This window comes from Martinezella paranaensis, from assembly GCF_014200235.1.
GTDB classification, from domain to species: Bacteria; Pseudomonadota; Alphaproteobacteria; order Rhizobiales; family Rhizobiaceae; genus Rhizobium; species Rhizobium paranaense.
In genome coordinates this window covers 381684-403002 of record NZ_JACHBI010000001.1, presented here as the reverse complement: position 1 = coordinate 403002, position 21319 = coordinate 381684, and the positions used below count along the sequence as shown (strand labels likewise).

General features: G+C 61.9%; 14 protein-coding genes. 2 read left to right on the top strand and 12 right to left on the bottom strand.

The window, feature by feature from the left end; translation table 11 throughout:
* The first annotated feature begins 237 nt into the window (after positions 1 to 237).
* The gene (scpA, locus tag GGD50_RS01950) at positions 238 to 2370 is read left to right on the top strand and encodes a methylmalonyl-CoA mutase (protein ID WP_107107444.1); all 2133 of its coding nucleotides are present in this window, start codon (positions 238 to 240) and stop codon (positions 2368 to 2370) included.
* A gap of 4 nt (positions 2371 to 2374) precedes the next feature.
* Here the strand turns inward: scpA and GGD50_RS01945 are convergent, their stop codons facing one another.
* The 5 genes from GGD50_RS01945 to GGD50_RS01925 all read right to left on the bottom strand — a co-directional run bounded on the left by GGD50_RS01945 (position 2375) and on the right by GGD50_RS01925 (position 9162).
* Positions 2375 to 3367 carry an alpha/beta hydrolase family protein gene (locus tag GGD50_RS01945; protein WP_107107443.1) on the bottom strand — a complete coding sequence of 331 codons (993 nt, stop codon included), beginning with the start codon at positions 3365 to 3367 and terminating at the stop codon, positions 2375 to 2377.
* Positions 3368 to 3457: 90 nt separating this feature from the next.
* The gene (locus GGD50_RS01940; protein WP_107107442.1) at positions 3458 to 5095 is read right to left on the bottom strand and encodes a cisplatin damage response ATP-dependent DNA ligase; all 1638 of its coding nucleotides are present in this window, start codon (positions 5093 to 5095) and stop codon (positions 3458 to 3460) included.
* Positions 5095 to 6105, bottom strand: coding sequence for a ligase-associated DNA damage response exonuclease (locus GGD50_RS01935; protein WP_107107441.1), 1011 nt, complete (start codon positions 6103 to 6105; stop codon positions 5095 to 5097). The genes GGD50_RS01940 and GGD50_RS01935 overlap by 1 nt, the downstream gene beginning before the upstream one ends.
* Positions 6106 to 6177: 72 nt before the next feature.
* Positions 6178 to 6750: a TMEM175 family protein gene (locus GGD50_RS01930; RefSeq protein WP_107107440.1), complete on the bottom strand. Its 573-nt coding sequence runs from the start codon at positions 6748 to 6750 to the stop codon at positions 6178 to 6180.
* A 93-nt stretch (positions 6751 to 6843) separates the two neighbouring features.
* The gene (locus GGD50_RS01925) at positions 6844 to 9162 is read right to left on the bottom strand and encodes a sensor domain-containing protein (protein WP_107107439.1); all 2319 of its coding nucleotides are present in this window, start codon (positions 9160 to 9162) and stop codon (positions 6844 to 6846) included.
* Positions 9163 to 9400: 238 nt separating this feature from the next.
* Between GGD50_RS01925 and GGD50_RS01920 the strand changes: the two genes are divergently transcribed.
* On the top strand, positions 9401 to 10774 hold the full coding sequence (locus GGD50_RS01920; RefSeq protein ID WP_107107438.1) for a TIGR03808 family TAT-translocated repetitive protein: 1374 nt from the start codon (positions 9401 to 9403) through the stop codon (positions 10772 to 10774).
* Between the two features lie 6 nt (positions 10775 to 10780).
* On the opposite strand, the gene GGD50_RS01915 is transcribed toward GGD50_RS01920, so the two are convergent.
* The 7 genes from GGD50_RS01915 to GGD50_RS01885 form a co-directional block, all read right to left on the bottom strand.
* Positions 10781 to 11563, bottom strand: coding sequence for a crotonase/enoyl-CoA hydratase family protein (locus tag GGD50_RS01915; protein WP_107107437.1), 783 nt, complete (start codon positions 11561 to 11563; stop codon positions 10781 to 10783).
* On the bottom strand, positions 11560 to 12429 hold the full coding sequence (locus GGD50_RS01910) for a hydroxymethylglutaryl-CoA lyase (protein WP_107107436.1): 870 nt from the start codon (positions 12427 to 12429) through the stop codon (positions 11560 to 11562). The genes GGD50_RS01915 and GGD50_RS01910 overlap by 4 nt, the downstream gene beginning before the upstream one ends.
* Positions 12426 to 14414 carry an acetyl/propionyl/methylcrotonyl-CoA carboxylase subunit alpha gene (locus GGD50_RS01905; RefSeq protein ID WP_107107435.1) on the bottom strand — a complete coding sequence of 663 codons (1989 nt, stop codon included), beginning with the start codon at positions 14412 to 14414 and terminating at the stop codon, positions 12426 to 12428. Before GGD50_RS01905 ends, GGD50_RS01910 begins: the two co-directional genes overlap by 4 nt.
* 9 nt (positions 14415 to 14423) lie before the next feature.
* Positions 14424 to 14807, bottom strand: coding sequence for a RidA family protein (locus tag GGD50_RS01900; protein ID WP_107107434.1), 384 nt, complete (start codon positions 14805 to 14807; stop codon positions 14424 to 14426).
* A 10-nt stretch (positions 14808 to 14817) separates the two neighbouring features.
* Positions 14818 to 16425, bottom strand: coding sequence for a carboxyl transferase domain-containing protein (locus GGD50_RS01895; protein ID WP_107107433.1), 1608 nt, complete (start codon positions 16423 to 16425; stop codon positions 14818 to 14820).
* A 35-nt stretch (positions 16426 to 16460) separates the two neighbouring features.
* Positions 16461 to 17624, bottom strand: coding sequence for an isovaleryl-CoA dehydrogenase (locus tag GGD50_RS01890; protein ID WP_107107432.1), 1164 nt, complete (start codon positions 17622 to 17624; stop codon positions 16461 to 16463).
* Positions 17625 to 17703: 79 nt separating this feature from the next.
* The gene (locus GGD50_RS01885; protein WP_107107431.1) at positions 17704 to 21177 is read right to left on the bottom strand and encodes an indolepyruvate ferredoxin oxidoreductase family protein; all 3474 of its coding nucleotides are present in this window, start codon (positions 21175 to 21177) and stop codon (positions 17704 to 17706) included.
* Between the last annotated feature and the right edge of the window lie 142 nt (positions 21178 to 21319).

Here is a 21319-nt window from a genome sequence, read left to right as displayed (position 1 = left end):
TGCGGGAAGTGCACACACCCCTCTGTCACTTCGTGACATCTCCCCCACAAGGGGGGAGATCGTTTGGAGTTTGACGCGCCGTTCGACGGCACAACAAAACTTTATTTCAACAGATTCGATGTTTGTTTCGGGTAAGAGGGCGCCACGCGCTACCGATCTCCCCCCTTGTGGGGGAGATGTCACGACAGTGACAGAGGCGGGTGGCGCAAGCGCGGCATATGCGGAGGTATCGGCCCCATGACCTCCATCCCCGATTTCGCGACCATCCCTTGGGCAAAACCCCAAGCCACGACGCCGAAAACCGGCGCCCCAGCTTGGCAGACCCCGGAAGACATCGCCGTCAAGCGCATCTACGACACGGCCGACCTTGCCGGCCTGAATTTCCTCGACACCTATCCCGGCGCTGCTCCCTTCGTCCGCGGCCCCTATCCGACCATGTATGTCCAGCAACCCTGGACCATCCGGCAATATGCGGGCTTTTCCACCGCCGAGGAATCGAACGCCTTTTACCGCCGCAATCTCGCGGCCGGCCAGAAGGGCCTTTCCGTCGCCTTCGATCTTGCCACCCATCGCGGCTATGACAGCGACCATCCGCGCGTTGCCGGCGATGTCGGCATGGCGGGCGTGGCGATCGATTCCATTCTCGACATGCGCCAGCTTTTCGATGGCATCCCGCTTGGTGAGATGAGCGTGTCGATGACCATGAACGGCGCGGTGCTGCCGGTGATGGCGCTTTATATCGTCGCCGCCGAGGAGCAAGGCGTTTCCGAGGACAAGCTCTCGGGCACGATCCAGAACGACATCCTCAAGGAGTTCATGGTCCGCAATACCTATATCTATCCGCCGCAGCCCTCGATGCGGATCGTGTCGGACATTTTCAGCTATACCAGCCAGCGGATGCCGAAATTCAATTCGATCTCGATTTCCGGCTACCATATGCAGGAGGCCGGTGCGACGGCGGATCTGGAGCTCGCCTATACGATCGCCGACGGCATCGAATATGCCCGTGCCGGGGTGGCCGCCGGGCTGGATATCGACAGTTTCGCACCGCGCCTCTCCTTCTTCTGGGCGGTCGGCATGAACTTCTTCATGGAAGTCGCCAAGATGCGTGCCGCACGGTTGATCTGGGCCGCGTTGATGCAGAAGAACTTTGCGCCGAAGGGTGGGAAGTCGCTCGCGCTTCGCACCCACAGCCAGACCTCTGGCTGGTCGTTGACGGCGCAGGATCCGATGAACAATATCATCCGCACCATGGTCGAAGCCATGGCGGCGACGCAGGGCCATACCCAGTCCCTGCACACCAATTCCTTCGACGAAGCGCTTGCTCTGCCGACGGATCATTCGGCCCGCATCGCCCGCAACACACAGATCCTGCTGCAGAAGGAATCCGGCACGACCGGGATCATCGATCCCTGGGGCGGCTCGGCTTATGTCGAGCGGCTGACGCATGATCTGGCAGCCCGCGCGCTTACCCATATCGAAGAGGTCGAAGCGCTGGGCGGCATGGCCAAGGCGATCGAAAAGGGCATTCCGAAGCTCCGGATCGAAGAGGCGGCCGCTCGCACGCAGGCGCGTATCGACAGCGGCCACCAGACCGTGGTCGGCGTCAATTTCTCGCGACCTGAACAGGATATCGAAGTCGACGTGCTGAAGGTGGACAATTCCGAAGTCCGCGCCCGCCAGCTTTCGAAACTGCAGCAATTGAAGGGCACGCGTGAGACGGCAGCGGTGGAGACCGCTTTGGAGGCCCTAACCGCAGCCGCGCGCAACGGCACCGGTAATCTCCTGGATTTCGCCGTGAAGGCAGCGCGAGCGAGAGCGACGGTCGGCGAAATCTCGCTGGCGCTGGAAAAGGCCTACGGCCGGCATGTTGCGGAGATCAGAACCATATCCGGCGTCTACCGCAAGGAAGTCGGCAATGCCGATCCTCTGTTCAACAAAGCGATTGCCAAGGTGGAAGCTTTTCGCAAGGCGAAGGGCGAGAAGCCCCGCATCCTCGTCGCCAAGATGGGGCAGGATGGACACGACCGCGGGCAGAAGGTCATCGCCACAGCCTTCGCCGATCTCGGCTTCGATGTCATCGTCGGTGCGATGTTTCAGACGCCGGAGGAAGTGGCAGATCTCGCGGTTCGGGAAGGCGCCGACATCATCGGCGCGTCATCACTTGCCGCCGGTCATCTGACGCTGGTGCCGGAACTCAAGGAAGCGCTGACCCGCCGCCATGCCGGCCGCATCCTCATCGCCGTCGGCGGCGTCATCCCACCCCAGGATTTCGCTGCATTGGAAACCGCCGGAGCGGACGCGATTTTCCCGCCGGGAACGGTGATTGCAGAGGCGGCGGCGGCCTTGGTCGATCGGCTGATGCGCTGATCGTTTAGGCCGCCACACTCTTGAAAAACTGGATGCTCTGTTCGATTTCACCCGGTAGCGACGAGTTGTGATTGCCCTGAACCGTCGCCACTTCCATTTTGACACCGCCAGCAAGAGCGCGCTTAGAAAGCAGCGTCGCCCGGGCCTGCAAAGTGCCCTCTTCGCTGGCTTGCATGACCTTCAAAGGGCATTTGAAGCTGTGGGCATAGCAGATCGGCGAGCGCATCTGGAATTCGCGCGGATTTTTCGCGTTGAAGCGGATATCCTCCGGATAACGATGGAAGAAGGCGAAGGCATCCGGATTGCCTGACATGGGAGTGGCCGCGCGGAAGCGTTTGGCCGACATTGCCGCCAGCATCGCCAGCGTACCGCCGACGCTGTGCCCCGCGAGGAAGAGGCGATGCGGATCAACGCCCGGCAGGTGGCGCAGACGGTCGGATGCGGCGAGAACGTCGGAAACCTCGTCATAGAAACCCGAGAAATTGCCCTTTTGGCCGTTTTCGCCGCGCATCGACGGGATCATGACGACGTAGCCGGCATCGACATAAGGCTTCATCAGCAGCCAATGGCCCTGACCGATGGCGTTGCCACCATGGAGGAAGAGCACGGCGGGCCTCGGCTTCGGCGTGCGCTCATAGCGCGATACCCAGGCAACGAGTTCCAGCTCGCCGCCGAGACCGCTGCGATAGAAAATCTGATCGGCGTCTGATGGCGCGACCAACGGCTCATATTTGTCGGGCGCCGGACCTTTGTTCAGAAGCTCGGTGCGGAACTTGTGGCGCTCCTTGGCATAATCGCCAACCAGAAGCGGAGGCTCGGCCACTGCGACGGCCGGCTTGCTAGTTTGGGGATCTATAACCTTGGCATCAACCGACTTGGCGACAGGAGCCGCGGTTTCGGCAGCCTTTGCGATGTTGGGAGCAAAAAGTGTTACGGCAAGACCGGCAAGAATGGTACGGCGACTGGGGCGAAATGCGTTGTCTTCAGACGTTGTCATATGATCTGTCCAAATATGCCCGGCGAATCGAAATCTGCACGGGTTGAAAGACGAGGCCAACTCACATTGTGGTGAGGAATCAACCAAGATCTATTCATCAACGGCAGGGGCCTTGGCGTCAATCAGCGCCACCAAATTTTCCAGCCGATCCGCCTCGTAGGGCGGCTTGTCGGGCCTGAGACGCGCAATTCGCGGAAAACGCATGGCGACACCGGACTTGTGCCGCGTCGAGCGATTGATCCCTTCGAAAGCGACCTCGAGGACGAAGCCGAAATCGCGATCGGCGCGCACCGCTCTTACTGGGCCAAAACGATCGATCGTATTGTTGCGCACGAACTTGTCGAGCACCTCCAGCTCGGCATCCGTGAAGCCGAAATAGGCCTTGCCGACCGGCACCAGTTGTTCACCCTCCGGTGTCATCGACCAGACGCCGAAGGTGAAATCGGAATAGTAGCTGGAACGTTTGCCATGGCCGCGCTGGGCATACATCAGCACGGCATCGACATTGTATGGGTTCCGCTTCCATTTGAACCACGGCCCCTTGGCGCGGCCAGCGAGGTAGGCGCTGTCGCGGCGCTTGATCATGACGCCTTCGATCACGGGATCCGGCGGCGCCGACCGCAAGCGGTCCAACTCTTCCCAGGAGGTAAAATCGACCAGCGGCGAGAGGTCGAAACGATCGTGGGGTGCGGCTTCGATAATTTCCGTCAGCCGTTCGCGCCGATCAAGAAATCCGCGGGCACGCACATCCTCTTCGCCGTCGAACAGCAGATCATAGGCACGGATAAAGGCCGGGTATTCCTCCAGCATCTTCGCAGTCACCGTCTTGCGGTTCAACCGCTGCTGCAGATCGGAGAAGGTGCGTGTCGGGCTGTTGGAGCGCGCCGTGCCACCGATCAGCAATTCGCCGTCGACGACGCCTTCGAAGCTGATGGCATCGACGATGTCCGGAAAAGCGCCGGAGATATCGTCGCCGGAGCGGGAATAGAGCTTACTCGTCATACCCGCCCGCGAAAGCTGGACGCGGATGCCGTCCCATTTCCACTCGGCGGCATAATCCAGGGGATCGAGCCCAGTGAGATCGCCGGGCTCGACGGCATTGGCGAGCATGACGGAATGAAAGATCGCCGGCGTCGCCAGCACCGGCTTGTCGCCCTTGCCCTCCAGCCACTGAAACAGGCTCTCATAGGGCGGCTGCAACCCATGCCACAGCGTTTCGATCTCGGTCACGTCCTTATCACTCAGCTCCGCCAAAGCCTGCTTGGCAAGCCGCGCCGACACGCCGATACGCAGCGCGCCGGTGGCGAGCTTCAGAAAAGCAAACCGGCCTGACGTATCCAGCCGGTCGAGCAGGTCGCGAACGAAGCTGCGCACCTCGGTACGCCCCAGCGCATTCATCCGACGCACCACCTCGCCGAGCTTCGGCTGCTCGCCCGCCGGGCGGACGATGTCGCTTTCCTTGTCCCAGACCAGCGAGATGGTCTCGGCGAGATCACCGACATAATCATAGGAATAGCGAAACAGCACCTCGTCCATGCGTTCAAGCACGAGCTCGCGCAGCATCGCCGGCTTGACGTTGCGCACCTCGAGCGTGCCGGCGATTGCCGCAAGACCGTAGCCGCGATCCGGGTCGGGCGTATCGCGGAAATAGTCGGTGAGCAGCTTCAGCTTGCCGTTGCGGCTCGGCGTCAGCACCAGGCGATCGAGGAGATCTGCGAAGGCTTTCATCAGTCCCCCTCATCCTCATAGCCGATCAGATGCAGCGGCTTGGCCGGAATGCCCTGCAATTCGCACCAGCGCACAAGCGCTTCTTCGCGTCCATGGGTGACCCAGACTTCTCCCGGCTTCAGCTCCGAAATGGTCTCCGTCAGCTCCGGCCAATCGCAATGATCCGAAATGACGAGCGGCAGCTCGACGCCGAGCTGCTTGGCGCGCTGGCGCACCATCATCCATCCCGACGCAAAGGCGGGCAGAGGTTCATGGAATCGCCGCGCCCAGCGATCGGAAAAAGCCGATGGCGGTCCGACGACGACAGCGCCCTTGAAGATCGACTGATCCCGGCTTTCGATCGTTGCCGGCAATAATTCGCCGAGGACGATGCCCTGCCCGGCATAATAATCGCACAACGTCTCCAACGCGCCGTGAATATAGATCGGCCTGTCGTAACCGGCATCGCGCAGCAGCCGGATGACGCGCTGCGCCTTGCCCAGCGCGTAGGCGCCGATGAGATGGGTGCGCTCGGGAAATTGCCGGAGCGAAGCCAGGAGCTTCGCCGTCTCGTCCAGCGGATCGGGATGATGGAACACCGGCAATCCGAAGGTCGCCTCGGTAATGAAGACATCGCAGGGAACGGGCACATAGGCAGCGCAGGTCGGGTCGGGCCGCCGCTTGTAATCGCCGGATACGACGATGCGCAGCCCATCCTTCTCTACCGCGATCTGCGCGGAACCAAGCACATGACCGGCCGGATGAAACCGCACCCGAACGTCGTTGATGGTCAGCTCCTCGCCGAAACCGACCGCCTGCTCCGATCCGGCAAAATCATCGCCATAGCGTATCCGCATGATGTCCAGGGTCTGGCGGGTGGCGAGCACCCGGCCATGGCCGGCGCGGGCATGGTCGGAATGTCCATGCGTTATCAACGCCCGCTCGACCGGTCGCACCGGATCGACATAGAAGCCACCGATCGGGCAGAACAGCCCCTCAGGGGCGGGATACAGCAATTGATCCGGTCTCATAGGACAAAAGATAGCGTGATTTATGCAATTATGTAGCGATCATTGGCGCTTTTTGAGCGAATTCGCCTTCCACTACTTCAGCATCCGCTCGAAGCGCCGGTCCGGGACCAGCCATATGCAGGCGACGATGAAATAGATGCCGAGGGAGATAAACGGATTGATGGCGGCAAGGATGATCGCGAGGATGTAGAGGCTGACGGAGAGCGCGGCCTTGCCATCCGGGCCGAGTGTGTGGGCAAAATCGGAATCCGTGCCATGCACCCGGATCAGCATCCGTCCGAGGATGTAGTAGGCGAAACCGCACATCAGCAAGACGAAGCCATAAACCATCACCGGGGTCATGGCGAAGTCGTTATCGTCCATCCAGCCGGTGGCGAAGGGCATCAGTGACAGCCAGAACAGCAGATGCAGGTTCGCCCAAAGCACGCCGCCCCTGACATGCTTCACCGCCTGGAACATATGATGGTGATTGTTCCAGTAGATGCCGACGTAGACGAAGCTTAGAACATAGGAAAGCAGCGTCGGGATCAGCGGTATGAGCGCCTGCAGCCCCTCGCCATGCGGCGCTTTCAATTCCAGCACCATGATGGTGATGATGATGGCGATCACGCCATCGGAAAAGGCTTCGATACGCCCCTTGCCCATAAATCGACTTCCCCTCTTCGCGTCAGGCCTCGGACAGAATCAATTTAAGGGCCTGCGTATATGGAGGCAGAATTACAGCGGACAGGGATGGGTTCAAGCGAGGCGATCGCGGGCGTCCGTCAGAATCCTCGAGATTTCCGCCGCCCCGACCGGCCGCGAGAAATAGAAGCCCTGGGCGTCATGGCACTGAGCCTGGCGCAGGAATTCGAGTTGCTCGTCCGTCTCCACGCCTTCGGCGACGACAGCAAGGCGGAGCCGGCGCGCGAGCGAGATGACGGCGGAGGCGATGGCGACGGTCGTCTCGTCGCGCGGTAACGCCTCGACGAAGGAGCGGTCCATTTTGAGACGGTCGAAGGGAAAGGTCTTCAGCGCCGCCAGGCTGGAATAGCCCGTGCCGAAATCGTCGATGGACAGGCGCACGCCAAGCGCCTTCAGCGCCTGCATCACATGCAGGGCGCGCGGCACGTCATGCATCAACGTGCTTTCCGTCAACTCGAGCTCCAGCCATTGCGGGTCGAGGCCGCTCGCCTCCAGAGCTTCGGTGACATGCGCGGCAAGCGCCGGATCGCTGAATTGCCGCGCCGAAACATTGACGGCGATCGTAAGCGGCGGCAGGCCCATCGCCTGCCATTCCTTGGCCTGTCGGCAGGCCTCGTTCAGCACGAATAAGCCGAGGGGGATGATCAGCCCGGATTCTTCCGCAAGCGGGATAAACTGACCGGGCGGCAGCATGCCGTGGCGCGGATGACGCCAGCGCACCAGCGCTTCCAGTCCGACGATGCGGCCGCTCGCGACATCGACCTGCGGCTGGTATTCCAGGAAGAACTGCTTGGCGCCGATGGCGCTGCGCAATTCTTCCTGCTCGCTCAGCGGCATGGTGCCACCCGCGTCCGACCTATGGATATGATATTGCAATCGGTTGCGGCCATGTTCCTTGGCCTTGTACATGGCCGCGTCGGCGCAGGCGATCAACTCATCCGGCGTCTCGCCATCGGCCGGAAAGGCGGCAACGCCGATACTGCTCGTCACGGCGACCTCGATTTCCCCGATCATCACCGGCTGCGTAATCGCCTTCTGCAGTTCGCGCAGCCGCCGCGTGATGCCGGTGTCGTGGCGCGACTGATGGACGATGACCAGCAGGAATTCGTCGCCGCCGAGTCGTACCACCATGTCGGAGGCCCTGAGGCTATCGACCATGCGCGCCGTCAATTCCTTCAACAGCTCGTCGCCGGCGCTGTGGCCGCGGCTGTCATTGACTTGCTTGAAATTGTCGAGATCGACATAGGCGACCGTCACCTTGCGGCCGTTTCGACGCGCCTTGAACAGGATCTTCGCCATGTTCTCCTTGAGAAAGGCACGGTTCGGCAGGCCGGTCAGGTCGTCATGATGGGCCATGAAGTAAATACGGTCTTCGGCGCGCTTGCGCTCGATGGCGATGCCGGCAATGTGGGTCGCCATGGCCACCAGCTCCAGCTCGCGTTCGGTCGGCTCGCGCACGGTGCCGGAATAGAGCGCGAACGTGCCGAGCACATTGCTCTGCGAGGTCACGATCGGCGTCGACCAGCACGAGCGCAGGCCGTACTGCGCGGCTAGAGCACTAAAATCCTCCCAGAGCGGGTCCGTCTGGGTGTCACTAACGAAGACCGGCTTGCCACGCCAGGCGGCCGTACCGCAGGAACCGACCTTCGGGCCGATGGCGATGCCGTCGATCAGGCGGCTATAGGCGGCAGGCAGATTGGGTGACGCACCATGGGAGAGACGGATGCCTTCAGGATCGAGCAGCAGCACCGACCCCTTGATGTCGGTCATCTGATCCTCGACCATTAATACCAGCGCCTCGAGGATCATCTCCAGCGGCTCGCTCTTGGCGATCATTTCCAAAAGTTCGGCCTGGCTGCGGCGCAGATGCTCCTGGCGCTTGCGCTCGGTAATATCGCGCGACGTGCAGATCAGGCCGATCACCTCGCCACGATCGTTGCGCAGCGGTAACTTCGAGGTCAGCCGATAGACCGGCTTGCCGCCGTTCGCGGAGGGAATGACGTCCTCCATATCAAGCCGCGGCTTGCCGGTAGCGATGATTTCCTGCTCGATGCGGTAGTATTTCGTAGCCCGCTCCAGCGGCACCAGATCAAAATCGGTCTTGCCGGTCAGCGCGCTTGCTCTTTCCATGCCGAGACTTTTTGCCGTGGCGGCATTGGCGAAGACGAAGCGGCTTTCCCGATCCTTGACGAAAAGAAAATCCGGCAGTTCATGCACGATCGCCTTGAGGCGTAGTTGCTCGATGCCATCGGCGACATGGTGCGCATTCGCCGCCATCAGCGCCTGCGTCGCTGCCAACAGGCGCTCCGTCTCAATATCAAGCGAACGACTGCGCTCGCCTGACCGGACGTGCTGAAGAGCCGGCTTATTCATGATGTGCATTCTCCCAACCCGGCCGCAGCTTCATCAAATGTCACAACCGAAACGCGATCATTATAGCTCCCGCTTCCTTCGAGGCTCTTAAGCGGATGGGTGAACGAAAGGATAAAACGGCGGAACCTGCGAGAAACGGGCGGCCTAATTCTACGAAAACAGCTCTTTTCGTGCCAAATCGGGACAGGCGCGCATGGCACGGTTCCTGCTTCTGCAAGGTTCGTTTCAGGAGTTGATAATGGTCCAGCGCCGCGCGTTCATTGCCTATATCGCCGCCTCGGCTGCAACCGGCCTGTTTGCCCGAAGCGCCTTTTCTGCGCCGCTCGCCAAGATGGCCGGCGCCGAGATGCGTGGACCGATCGATGCCATCGCCTACAAGGCGACACCGGGCACCAGCGACATCAGAAGCGGCAAGCTTCAGGCGATGATTGACAGCGCCGCGCGCGACAACGCGCCGGTCTTTCTGCCGCCCGGCAATTACAATGTGTCGAACCTTTCGTTGCCCGATAATACGCGCGTTACCGGCATCCCCGGCGCTTCGCGGCTGGTCTATGGCGGCGAAGGCCATCTGATGAGCGCCGACAAGGCGAAACGCATCGAACTGTCCGGCCTCGTCCTTGATGGCGGCAACCGCTGGCTTGCCGACTATGCCGGCGGGTTGCTGCAATTTACCGGCGTCGACCAGGTGCTAATCGACAATTGCGACATCGCCGGCAGCCGCAAACATGCACTGCAATTGGAGCGCTGCGGCGGGCGGATCGAACGCAGCCGCATTTCGGGGGCAGCCGAAGCCGGCCTTTATGCGGTCCAGTCGACCGGATTGACAGTCGCGGGCAATACGGTCGAGGATTGCGGCAATGGCGGCGTCCTCATTCATCGCTGGGACAAGGGCGAAGACGGCAGCATCGTCACCGGCAATCGCATCTCCCGCATCGGCGCCAATGATGGCGGCACCGGCCAGAACGGCAACGGCATCAACATCTTTCGCGCCGACGGCGTTTTGGTCTCCGGCAACCAGATAGCCGATTGCGCCTTCACTGCCGTCCGCGCCAATTCAGCCTCGAGCGTGCAGATCACCGGCAATCAGTGCTTGCGCTCCGGCGAAACGGCGATCTTCTGCGAATTCGAGTTCGAAGGCGCCGTGGTCAGCAACAATCTCGTCGATGGTGCTGCCAACGGTATCGCCATTGCCAATTTCGACAAGGGCGGGCGGCTTGCCAGCGTCACCGGCAATATCATCCGCAACCTGTCCCTGACCGGCCCCTACCCCCAGGAAAGCGGCTTCGGCATCGGGATCTCAGCCGAAGCCGACACGCTGATTGCCTCGAACCTCATCGAAAACGCCCCGCTCTGGGGCCTGAAACTCGGCTGGGGTCCCTATCTCCGCAACATCGTCGCCACCGGCAACATCGTCCGCCAAGCCCCTATCGGCTGCGCCGTTTCCGTCGCCGATGGTGCCGGCGCGGCTGTCATCTCCGACAATCTGTTCCAGCAAATGGAAAAAGGCGCAGTCTTCGGCTTTCGGTGGGACAAACCAGCTTCCGGCGACCTTACGATAACAGAGAGCGGAGAGTTTCCACAACTGACGATAGAGAGAAACAGGCTGATTTAAACGCCGCTATCTCCAGCTTGGCTCCCGCCGCTCGAAGAAGGCCGTAACCCCTTCCCTTGCTTCCTCCGTCTCCCACGTATCGGCCAGTTGAGTGATGACGCGATCAATAAGCTCATCGCTGATCGGCATGCCGAGAGAACGAGCCAGTGCCTTTGCCCGCGCCGCGGCCTGCGGCGAGGCGGCAAGCAGGTGGCGGATTTCGGATTCGATGGCTTCGTCGAGTGCGTCCTCCGGGACGACCCGGGACAGCAGGCCGGCCGCATGGGCCTGCCAGGCGTCAATGATCTTGCCAGACAGGAAGAGCGGGCGAGCCTTGGCCTCGCCGATGCGAGCAATGACATAGGGGCTGATCGTGGCGGGGATGATGCCGAGCCGAACCTCCGTCAGGCCGAAACGAGCCGTCGCCGCGGCAATCGCCATATCGCAGATACTGAGGATGCCGATGCCGCCGCCGAAGGCATTGCCATGCACGCGGGCGATCAGCGGCTTCGGCAATTCGTTCAGTGCCTTGAACATCATGGCAAGCCGCCGGGCTTCGACGATGCGTCCCGCACGGGTGGCATCGAACTGGGCGCGCATCCAACCGAGATCGCCGCCGGCGCAAAAGCTTCCGCCTTCACCCGCAAGAACCACCACGCGCACGCTTGCGTCCCTGCCGAGATCGTAAGCCGCCTCCGTCAGGGCATCGATCATCTCGGCCGACAGGGCGTTGTGCTTTTCCGGGCGCGCCAAGGTCAGGCGGGCGACACCACGTTCCTCGATGGCGATATGGATGGTTTGCGATGTCATGCGACGCTCCTCAGGCTGCGGGCAAAAGCGGCGGCTTGGGCAAGCTTCTCGTCATCGAGGCCTGTTTCGAAACCGTGCAGTGCCAGATAGTGGTGAACCGCCACGGTATCGACATTGCCTTTGGCGCCGGGCGCAAAAGGACAGCCGCCGAGACCGCCGGCAGCGGCATCAAACACCCGGATGCCCCGATCCAGGGCTACGCCGATATTGTCCAATGCCCGGCCCGAAGTATCGTGAAAATGACCGGCCAGCATGGCGGCGGGGAGATCGGCAAGCACGACTTCCAGCATTCTGTCTACCGCCTCCGGTTCGCCCCTGCCGATCGTATCGCCGAGGCTGATCTCGTAACAGCCGAGTTCGCGCAATTGCCGAGCGACGCTTGCGGCATTTGCCGGCGGCACTGCGCCTTCATAGGGGCATTCGACGCCGCAACTGACATAGCCGCGCAGCGGAATGCCACGATCACGGCTCGCCGCGGCCACCGGCCGGAAACGCTCGATGCTTTCGGCGATGGAGCAATTGATATTGCGGAGTGAAAAGCTTTCGGAGGCAGACGCGAAGATCGCCACCTCGTCGGCGCCTGCTGCAAGCGCCGCCTCCAGCCCCTGCATATTCGGCGTCAGCACCGCATAGCGAACACCGGGCTTGCGTTTGATCCCGGCCATGACATCGGCAGCATCGGAGAGCTGAGGCACCCATTTCGGACTGACGAAGCTGGTGACTTCGATGCGCTCGAAACCGCAATCGGACAGCAGATCCACGAGTTCGATCTTGGTGCCCGTGTCGATCAGCCGCTTTTCGTTCTGCAGGCCATCTCGCGGCGCCATTTCTACTATTGTGACATGGTTGGAAGTGCGGTCGGTCATTGCGTGTCCTCCGGCCGGAGCGATAGCAGGACAGCGCTCTCGCTGGTCTGATCCCCTTCGCCGACATGCAGGCTTTCCACCACACCGTCGCGCGTCGCCGTCAGCGTCAGCTCCATCTTCATGGCTTCCATGACGATCAGCGCCTCGCCCTTTGCGACCATGTCGCCTTCCTGCACCCGAACGATCTTGATGAGGCCGGGCATCGGCGCAATCAGCCGGTCGCCGCCAACGGCCGCCTCTTCAGCGCTATCCAGTGGGTCGGCCCGATGGAAATGATGGGTGTGGCCATCGAGGAACAACGTCATGCTGTGCGGCATCTGGAAAAAGTCGGCACGCAATTGCCGCCCGTCGATCTCCACGCGGCAGCAGCCATCATTGCGGCTGATGATCTGAACGGCGAGCGCGCGACCATCGAAATGCACGGAGTATCGATCCTGCCCTTTCGCAATCACGCGGCCGTTCGTGTGGCCGCCACTGTGATGCAAGGTGACAGGGCGGTTCACCTCACCCCAAAGCTGCCAAGCGCCAAGCGCTTGCCACGGGTCGCTCTCCAGGGATCGCGCCATGCCTCCGGCCTCGAAGATGGCGGCAATGGCAAGCGCGATATCGTCCGGTATCGGTGCTGCAGTCAGCCTCTCCGCGTCGCGGTCGATCAGGCCCGTATCCGGATGGCCCGCAACGAAATCCGGCTGCTGGCTCAATCGAACCAGGAAATCGAGATTGCTTGCCGTTCCCGCCGCCTGGGTATCCTGCAGCGCTCGCGTCAGCTTGGCGAGGGCCGCTTGACGGGTTGGCGCATGGACGATGAGCTTGGCGATCAGGGGATCGTAATGCGGTGTAATGCTGTCGCTTTCGCGCACGCCGGTATCGATGCGGACATCGCCCTCCGGAAATCTGAGATGTGAGAGCGTGCCGGTCACCGGCAGGAAACCCCGCGATGGGTCTTCGGCATAAAGCCGTGCCTCGAAGGCCCAACCGTCGATGGAGAGTTCGGCCTGGGTTCTCGGCAAGGGCTCGCCGCCGGCAATCCGCAATTGCCATTCGACCAGATCGACGCCGGCTATCGCCTCGGTGACAGGATGCTCGACCTGCAGGCGGGTGTTCATCTCCATGAAGAAGAAGCGATCCGGCGACAGGCCATCGGAGACATCGGCAATGAATTCGACAGTGCCGGCACCGCGATAATCGATGGCGCGGGCTGCGCGGACGGCAGCTTCGCCCATGGCGCTGCGCATCTCCTCCGTCATGCCGGGGGCCGGCGCCTCCTCGATCACTTTCTGATGACGGCGTTGCAAAGAACAATCGCGCTCGAAAAGATGCACGACATTGCCATGGCTGTCGCCGAAGACCTGGATTTCGATATGCCGGGGCTGGGTCAAATATTTTTCGATCAGCACGGCGTCGTCCCCGAAAGCGGATTTCGCCTCGCGTCTTGCCGCTTCCAGCGAGGCCACAAAATCTTCCGGTCGATCCACCCGCCGCATGCCCTTGCCGCCGCCGCCTGCCCGCGCCTTGATAAGAATAGGAAAGCCGATCTCTGTTGCCCGCTCCGCAAGGAAAGCCGTGTCCTGTTTATCACCATGATAGCCGGGAACGACAGGCACGCCTGCGCGCTCCATCAACGCCTTGGCCGCGTCCTTCAGGCCCATGGCGCGGATCGAGGCCGGCGATGGGCCGGTAAAAACCAGTCCTGCGGCTTCGACGGCCTCGGCGAAATCGGCATTTTCCGAGAGAAAGCCATAGCCGGGGTGAATGGCCTCGGCGCCGGATCGCCGTGCGGCGGCGATGATCCGCTCCCTCGAAAGATAGCTTTCGCTCGCAGCCGCCGGACCGATGTGAACGGCCTCGTCCGCCAACGCCACATGCAACGCATCTCTGTCGGCGTCCGAATAGACGGCGACCGTGCGGATGCCCAGCCGCCTTGCCGTCCGGATGACCCGGCAGGCGATTTCTCCGCGATTGGCGATCAATATCCTTGAAAACATTGGCAAACCCTATTGCGCGGCGACGACCTCGACTTCGAGCAGCCACGCGGTGTCGAAAATCCCCGCGATCACCACCGTCATCGCCGGGGCGAGCGAGCCCAAGTACTCACTGCGGATCTCGCGGTTCTCGAGCGTATGGTGACGATCGGCGAGAAAGGTGGTGACCTTGACGATGTCGGCCTTGCTCATCCCCGCAGCCTTGAGCTGTGCGTCGACATTGAGCCAGACCTGACGCGCCTGCGCCTGAAATCCCTCGGGAAGCGTATCATCGGCGGTCGTCGGAATCTGGCCGCTGACAAACAGCAATCTCTCAAAATTCTCCAGTTTGACGGCCTGGGCGTAGCCGCCGCGCGGCTGCGGTGCGTTCTTGGCATTGACGATGTCGCGTTTCATCTCAATCTCCTCACATCCTGAACAGGCCGAAGCGCGTGTCTTCGACCGGCGCGTTGAGCGCGGCGGAAAGCGACAGAGCCAGCACATCACGGCTCTTGCGCGGGTCAATGATACCGTCGTCCCACAGACGCGCTGAGGCGTAGAGTGGGTGGCTCTGGGTCTCGAACATCTTCAAGGTCGGTTGCTTGAAGGCCGCCTCTTCCTCCTTTGTCCAAGGCTTGCCGGCGCGCGCCAGGGCCTCGCCGCGCACCGTCGCCAGCACGCCGGCCGCCTGCTCTCCGCCCATGACCGAGATACGGCTGTTGGGCCAGGTCCAGAGGAAGCGCGGCGAATAGGCCCGGCCGGCCATACCGTAGTTGCCGGCGCCGAAGGAGCCGCCGATGAGCATGGTGATCTTCGGCACTTTCGTCGTTGCCACCGCCGTCACCAGCTTGGCGCCGTGCTTGGCAATGCCTTCCGTTTCGTATTTCCGGCCGACCATGAAGCCGGTGATATTCTGCAGGAAAACCAGCGGGATTTTGCGCTGCGAGCAAAGCTCGACGAAATGCGCGCCCTTCAATGCCGATTCCGAAAACAGCACGCCATTATTGGCGATGATGCCGACGGGGATGCCGTGAATATGGGCAAAGCCACAGACCAGTGTGGCGCCATAGCGCGCCTTGAATTCGTCAAAGCGTGAGCCATCGACGATACGGGCAATGATTTCACGGACATCGTAGGACGTGCGCAGGTCGGAGGGCACGATGCCGAGTATATCCTCCGGATCGTAGAGCGGCGGCTCCGGCGCGCGCAGTTCGACGGTCGTCGGTTTGTGGCGATTGAGATTGGCCACGGCCTGCCGCGCCAAGGCAAGCGCATGCGCATCGTCGCGCGCCAAATGGTCGGCGACGCCGGATAGACGCGTGTGCACATCGCCGCCGCCAAGATCTTCGGCAGACACCACCTCGCCGGTTGCGGCCTTGACCAGCGGCGGCCCGGCGAGAAAGATCGTCCCCTGCCCCTCGACGATGATGGTCTCGTCGGACATGGCCGGCACATAAGCGCCCCCCGCCGTGCACGACCCCATGACCACGGCGATCTGCGGAATGCCCGCCGCCGACATATTGGCCTGATTGTAGAAGATGCGGCCGAAATGTTCGCGATCTGGAAAGACCTCATCTTGGTTCGGCAGGTTGGCCCCGCCGGAATCCACAAGATAGAGGCAGGGAAGATTGTTTTCAGCCGCGATCTCCTGCGCCCTCAAATGCTTCTTCACCGTGATCGGATAATAGGTGCCGCCTTTGACGGTGGCATCGTTGCAGACGATCATGCAGTCGCGGCCGGCAACGCGGCCGATGCCGGCGATCAAACCCGCTCCCGGCGCCTCATCGCCATACATGCCGTGAGCCGCCGTCGCGCCGATTTCGAGGAAAGACGTCGCAGGATCGATCAGCCCCGCCACCCGGTCACGCGGCAGTACCTTGCCGCGACTGACATGACGCTCGCGCGCCTGCACGCCGCCGCCCTCCGCCGCCCGCAACGCCGCCGCCTTAGCCACACCGATCGCCTCCAGCATCGCGGCACGATTGTCCCTGAAACGGTCCGAATGCGTGGAGATTTGGGATTTCAGGACGGTCATGCAGTATCACCAAAATTGGGGGTGAAATTTCAAAATCAGACAGTCTCGGTAAATAGCTCCCGCCCGATCAGCATGCGGCGGATTTCGGAGGTGCCGGCGCCGATTTCGTAGAGCTTGGCGTCGCGCAGCAGCCGGCCGGCGGGGTAGTCGTTGGTATAGCCGTTGCCGCCGAGGGCCTGGATGCATTCGAGCGCCATGCCAGTCGCCTTTTCGGCAGCATAGAGAATGCAGCCCGCGGCGTCCTTGCGGGTCGTTTCGCCGCGATCGCAGGCCGCGGCAACCGCATAGACATAGGCGCGCGCGGCGTTCATCGTCACATACATGTCGGCAAGCTTGCCCTGCATGAGCTGGAATTCGCCGATCGGCTGGCCGAACTGCCGGCGTTCATGCAGATAAGGCAGCACGACGTCCATGCAGGCGGCCATGATGCCGAGCGGGCCTCCCGACAGGACGACGCGCTCGTAGTCGAGGCCAGACATCAGCACGCGGACACCGCCATCGACCTGACCCAGCACATTCTCCGCCGGTACCTCGCAATCGATAAAAACCAGCTCCGAGGTGCTGGACCCACGCATGCCGAGCTTGTCGAGTTTCTGGCCTACGGAGAAACCCTCGAAACCTTTCTCGACCAGGAAAGCGGTGATGCCGCGCGGGCCGGCCTCCGGCGCGGTCTTGGCATAGACCACCAGCACATCGGCATCCGGACCATTGGTGATCCACATCTTGCTGCCGTTCAACACATAGTGGTCGCCGCGCTTTTGCGCGTGCAGCTTCATCGAGACGACGTCGGAACCTGAGCCGGGTTCCGACATGGCGAGCGCACCGATATGTTCGCCAGAGACCAATTTGGGCAGATAGCGTGCTTTCTGCTCGTCGGTGCCGTTGCGATTGATTTGGTTGACGCAGAGATTGGAATGGGCGCCGTAGCTCAGACCGACGGAGGCCGAGGCGCGGCTGATCTCCTCCATGGCGACCGCATGCGCGACGTAGCCGAGACCAGCGCCGCCATAGGCTTCATCGGCGGTGATGCCGAGCAGCCCAAGATCGCCCATTTCCCGCCACAGCTCCATCGGAAAACCATTGTTGCGGTCGAACTCGTCGGCGAGCGGCGCGATGCGCTGGCCGGCAAAGCGGCGCACGCTGTCGCGCAGCGCCTCAATCTCCTCGCCGAGCGCGAAGTTCAATCCCCCTGCAAACATCACCTTCTCCTCCCGCTTCCCCTAGAGCATGATCTTTTCCAAAGCCGCCTTACGGGCTCATGTGCCAATTTTGAGAGCATCACGCCGCATCGGCGGGTACGTGACGCTTCTCTTCCGGCATGTCATAGGTCTTCAGCTTCTCGGCGATCCGCGCCATAACCTTACGAGCCGCCTCCTCCTTGATCGGTCCGAAGCCTCTGATCTCATCGAACAATGTCAGGATGGCAAGAGCCTCCGTCTCATTTCCCGCGCGCAGACCGTTGAGAACGCGGTCGGCAATCACTTGATATTCACCGATCAAGCGGCGCTCCAGCCGGCGCTCCCGCATATAGCCAAACGGATCGAAGACCGTGCCGCGCAACCGCTTCATCGGTGCGAGCCTGCGCAGCAGCGGCAATATCCAGGGGCCGAATTCGCGCTTCTTCGGCCGGCCGTTCGGGTCTTTTCCGCCCAGCATCGGCGGGGCGAGATTGAAGGCCAATTTGAAGTCGCCTTCCATCTCGTCGCGCAAATGGGCCTCGAAGGCCGGATCGGTCAACAGTCGCGCCACCTCATATTCGTCCTTATAGGCCAGCACCCGCGCATAGGTCGCGGCGACGGCGAAGGGCACTTTATCCGAAAGCCGCTCCCTGGCAGCCGCAGCCGTGGCACGCTGGACGAAAGCGGCATAGCCATCGGCAAGCGCGGCATTCTGATAAGCGGTCAGATGCGCCTTGCGGTGGGCGATCAGCTCATCGAGGCTCATCTCCGCCAGCGTCTTGCCGGCATCCGGTTCCGTCATCATTTCCCGCACGGCCTGCGGATCATGCGCCAGCAGACGGCCCCAATGGAAGGCCGAGAGGCTGGCCTTGACGGCCACGCCGTTGAGCTCGATCGCCTTCTCGATCGCTTCCAGCGACAACGGCAGCAAGCCGCGCTGCCAGGCAAAGCCGGTGAGAAGGATATTGGTCGACATGGCATCGCCAGTGACCTCGCTTGCAACATGACCGAAATCAAGGAAGACGGATTTGTCGCTGACGGTCTTGGCGATGGTGTGTTGTACCGAGCCGATCTTGAAATCGAAGTCGCGATTGCGAACGAAATCGGCGACCGGCATCAGGCCGGTATTGACGATGGCCGTCGTGCGGTTCGAGGCGCAGAGCGTAATCGCATCCTTGGAGGCACCGACCACCTCGTCGGCAGCAAGCAGCAGATCGGCGCCGCCATTGACGATGCGCGACGAGGTGACGTCGGCCTCGCTGTAGCCGATACGCAGATGGCTCATGACGGCGCCGCCCTTCTGCGCGAGGCCGGCCATGTCGAGGATCATCGGTACTTTGCCGTCGAGATGGGCAGCCATGCCGAGAATAGCGCCGATCGTCAGGATACCGGTGCCGCCAACGCCGGCGATCGCGATGTTCCAGGGGCGCTCGCCGATGACGGGCACCTCGGGCATCGGCACTTCGGCATCCGCATGCTCCAGCGCCTTGCGCTTGCGGCGCTTACCGCCATGCACGGTCACGAAAGACGGGCAGAAGCCTTTGACGCAAGAGAAATCCTTGTTGCAGCTCGACTGGTTGATCTGCCGTTTGCGGCCGAACTCCGTCTCCAGCGGCTCGACGGAAATGCAATTGGATTGCACCGAGCAATCGCCGCAGCCTTCACAAACGGCGGGGTTGATGAAGACGCGCTTGGCCGGATCCTCCAGCAAGCCGCGGCTCCGACGGCGGCGCTTCTCGGCCGCACAGGTCTGGACATAGACAATGGCCGAGCAGCCTTCGGTCTCGCGCAGCGTCAGCATCACCTGATCGATATTGTCGCGGTGCAGCACTTTAACGCCGGGGGCCAGATCCGATGCCGCGTAGGCGGCGGGATTTTCCGCGAGCAGGTAGATCGGCGAAACGCCCTCGCCGTGCAACTGGCGGGTCAAGAGCTGTGGCGTCAGATAGCCATCGATCGGCTGGCCGCCGGTCATGGCGACAGCATCATTGTAGAGCAGCTTGTAGGTAACGTTGACCTTGGCGGCGACCGATTGGCGGATGGCGAGAATGCCGGAATGGAAATAGGTGCCGTCACCGAGATTGACGAACATATGCTTTTCGTCGGTGTAGCGGGCGATCGCTGTCCAAGGCACGCCCTCGCCGCCCATCTGCGTGAAGGTCTGAGTGTTTCGGTCCATCCAGGTGACCATGTAATGGCAGCCAATGCCGGCCATAGCGCGGCTGCCTTCGGGCACGCGGGTGGATGTGTTGTGCGGACAGCCGGAGCAGAAGAACGGCGTGCGGTTGAGCGGCGCGACGTGCGTGCGGCTGATCTGGCCGCGTTCGGCGAGATAGGCAAGCTTGGCAGCGATCTGGTCGTGCAGCGAAGGATCGAGATCGAGTTTGACGATGCGCCCGGCAATGGCTCTCGCCACCGAGCCGACGGTCAAAGCGGCCGAGAGGCTGAGATAGGGTTTGTCGTGCTCATCGAACTTGCCGACGATGCGTGGGCGGACATCGGCGCGCCAATTGAAGAGCTGCTGCTTGATCTGGTTTTCGATGATCTCGCGCCGCTCCTCGACGACAAGCACCTCGTCCAAACCTTCGGAGAAATGCCGGACGGTCTCGGGCTCCAGCGGCCAGGGCATGCGGATCTTCAGGATACGCAGGCCAATGGCGGCCATTTCCCTGGGGCCGATTTCGAGTTCGCGCAGCGCCTGTAATACGTCCTCATAGGCCTTGCCGGAGGAGATGATGCCGAAGCGGGCGTTGGGCACATCATGGGTGATTTCATCGACGCGATTGGCGCGGGCGAAAGCGATGGCGGCATAGGCCTTGTAGGTTTGCAGACGGTCGTCCTGCACCAGCGGCGGATCGGGCCAACGCAGGTTCAGGCCGCCGGGCGGCAGCTCGAAATCGGTCGGCAGCACGAATTGCCGCCTCTCGCCCGAGAGGTCGACGGCGGCCGTCGTCTCGATGGTGTCGGCAATGAACTTCATGCCGACCCAGCAGCCGGAATAGCGCGACATGGCGATACCGAGCAGGCCGTATTCGAGGAATTCGTGGATTGAGGACGGATAGATGACCGGAATGACCGCCGACATGAAATCATGGTCGGTTTGGTGCGGGATCGTGGAAGATTTGGCGGAATGATCGTCGCCAGCGAAACAGAGGACACCGCCATGCTTGGAGGTGCCGGCCGCGTTGCCGTGTTTCAGCACATCGCCGGAACGATCGACGCCGGGACCCTTGCCGTACCAGATGCCGAGCACGCCGTCCTTGCGGACGCCGGGCGACAGGCCGACTTGCTGCGTACCCCAGATGGCCGTGGCGGCAAGGTCTTCGTTGATGCCTGGCTGGAAGGTGACGTCATGCGCGTCGAGATAGGTCTTGGCTTTCAAAAGCTGTTGATCGTAGCCGCCGAGCGGCGAGCCGCGATAGCCGGATATGAAGGCTGCGGTGTTGAGACCGGCAGCGCGGTCGCGGCGCATCTGCGTCATCGGCAGACGCACGAGGGTCTGCAGTCCGGTCATGAAGACGCGGCCTTCATCTGCTGTATATTTATCGTCAAGCGATACGCTGGTCGCTAGCATCTGCTCTCCTCCCGAGATCGCAGTCACCGAATGCGTAAGAACATCTCCGCCGAATGCCTCCTACCGCACCGGAGAAAATCTAAATCGATATTAGCATGCACCATCGCTAATTTCCGAACGAAGGCGGTGCGCAGCCGGCACG

Bases quoted from the DNA above. Each gene is read 5' to 3' on its own strand.
- scpA (WP_107107444.1), top strand. From the start codon at position 238: ATGACCTCCATCCCCGATTTCGCGACCATCCCTTGGGCAAAACCCCAA.
- GGD50_RS01945 (WP_107107443.1), bottom strand. From the start codon at position 3,367: ATGACAACGTCTGAAGACAACGCATTTCGCCCCAGTCGCCGTACCATT.
- GGD50_RS01940 (WP_107107442.1), bottom strand. From the start codon at position 5,095: ATGAAAGCCTTCGCAGATCTCCTCGATCGCCTGGTGCTGACGCCGAGC.
- GGD50_RS01935 (WP_107107441.1), bottom strand. From the start codon at position 6,105: ATGAGACCGGATCAATTGCTGTATCCCGCCCCTGAGGGGCTGTTCTGC.
- GGD50_RS01930 (WP_107107440.1), bottom strand. From the start codon at position 6,750: ATGGGCAAGGGGCGTATCGAAGCCTTTTCCGATGGCGTGATCGCCATC.
- GGD50_RS01925 (WP_107107439.1), bottom strand. From the start codon at position 9,162: ATGAATAAGCCGGCTCTTCAGCACGTCCGGTCAGGCGAGCGCAGTCGT.
- GGD50_RS01920 (WP_107107438.1), top strand. From the start codon at position 9,401: ATGGTCCAGCGCCGCGCGTTCATTGCCTATATCGCCGCCTCGGCTGCA.
- GGD50_RS01915 (WP_107107437.1), bottom strand. From the start codon at position 11,563: ATGACATCGCAAACCATCCATATCGCCATCGAGGAACGTGGTGTCGCC.
- GGD50_RS01910 (WP_107107436.1), bottom strand. From the start codon at position 12,429: ATGACCGACCGCACTTCCAACCATGTCACAATAGTAGAAATGGCGCCG.
- GGD50_RS01905 (WP_107107435.1), bottom strand. From the start codon at position 14,414: ATGTTTTCAAGGATATTGATCGCCAATCGCGGAGAAATCGCCTGCCGG.
- GGD50_RS01900 (WP_107107434.1), bottom strand. From the start codon at position 14,807: ATGAAACGCGACATCGTCAATGCCAAGAACGCACCGCAGCCGCGCGGC.
- GGD50_RS01895 (WP_107107433.1), bottom strand. From the start codon at position 16,425: ATGACCGTCCTGAAATCCCAAATCTCCACGCATTCGGACCGTTTCAGG.
- GGD50_RS01890 (WP_107107432.1), bottom strand. From the start codon at position 17,624: ATGTTTGCAGGGGGATTGAACTTCGCGCTCGGCGAGGAGATTGAGGCG.
- GGD50_RS01885 (WP_107107431.1), bottom strand. From the start codon at position 21,177: ATGCTAGCGACCAGCGTATCGCTTGACGATAAATATACAGCAGATGAA.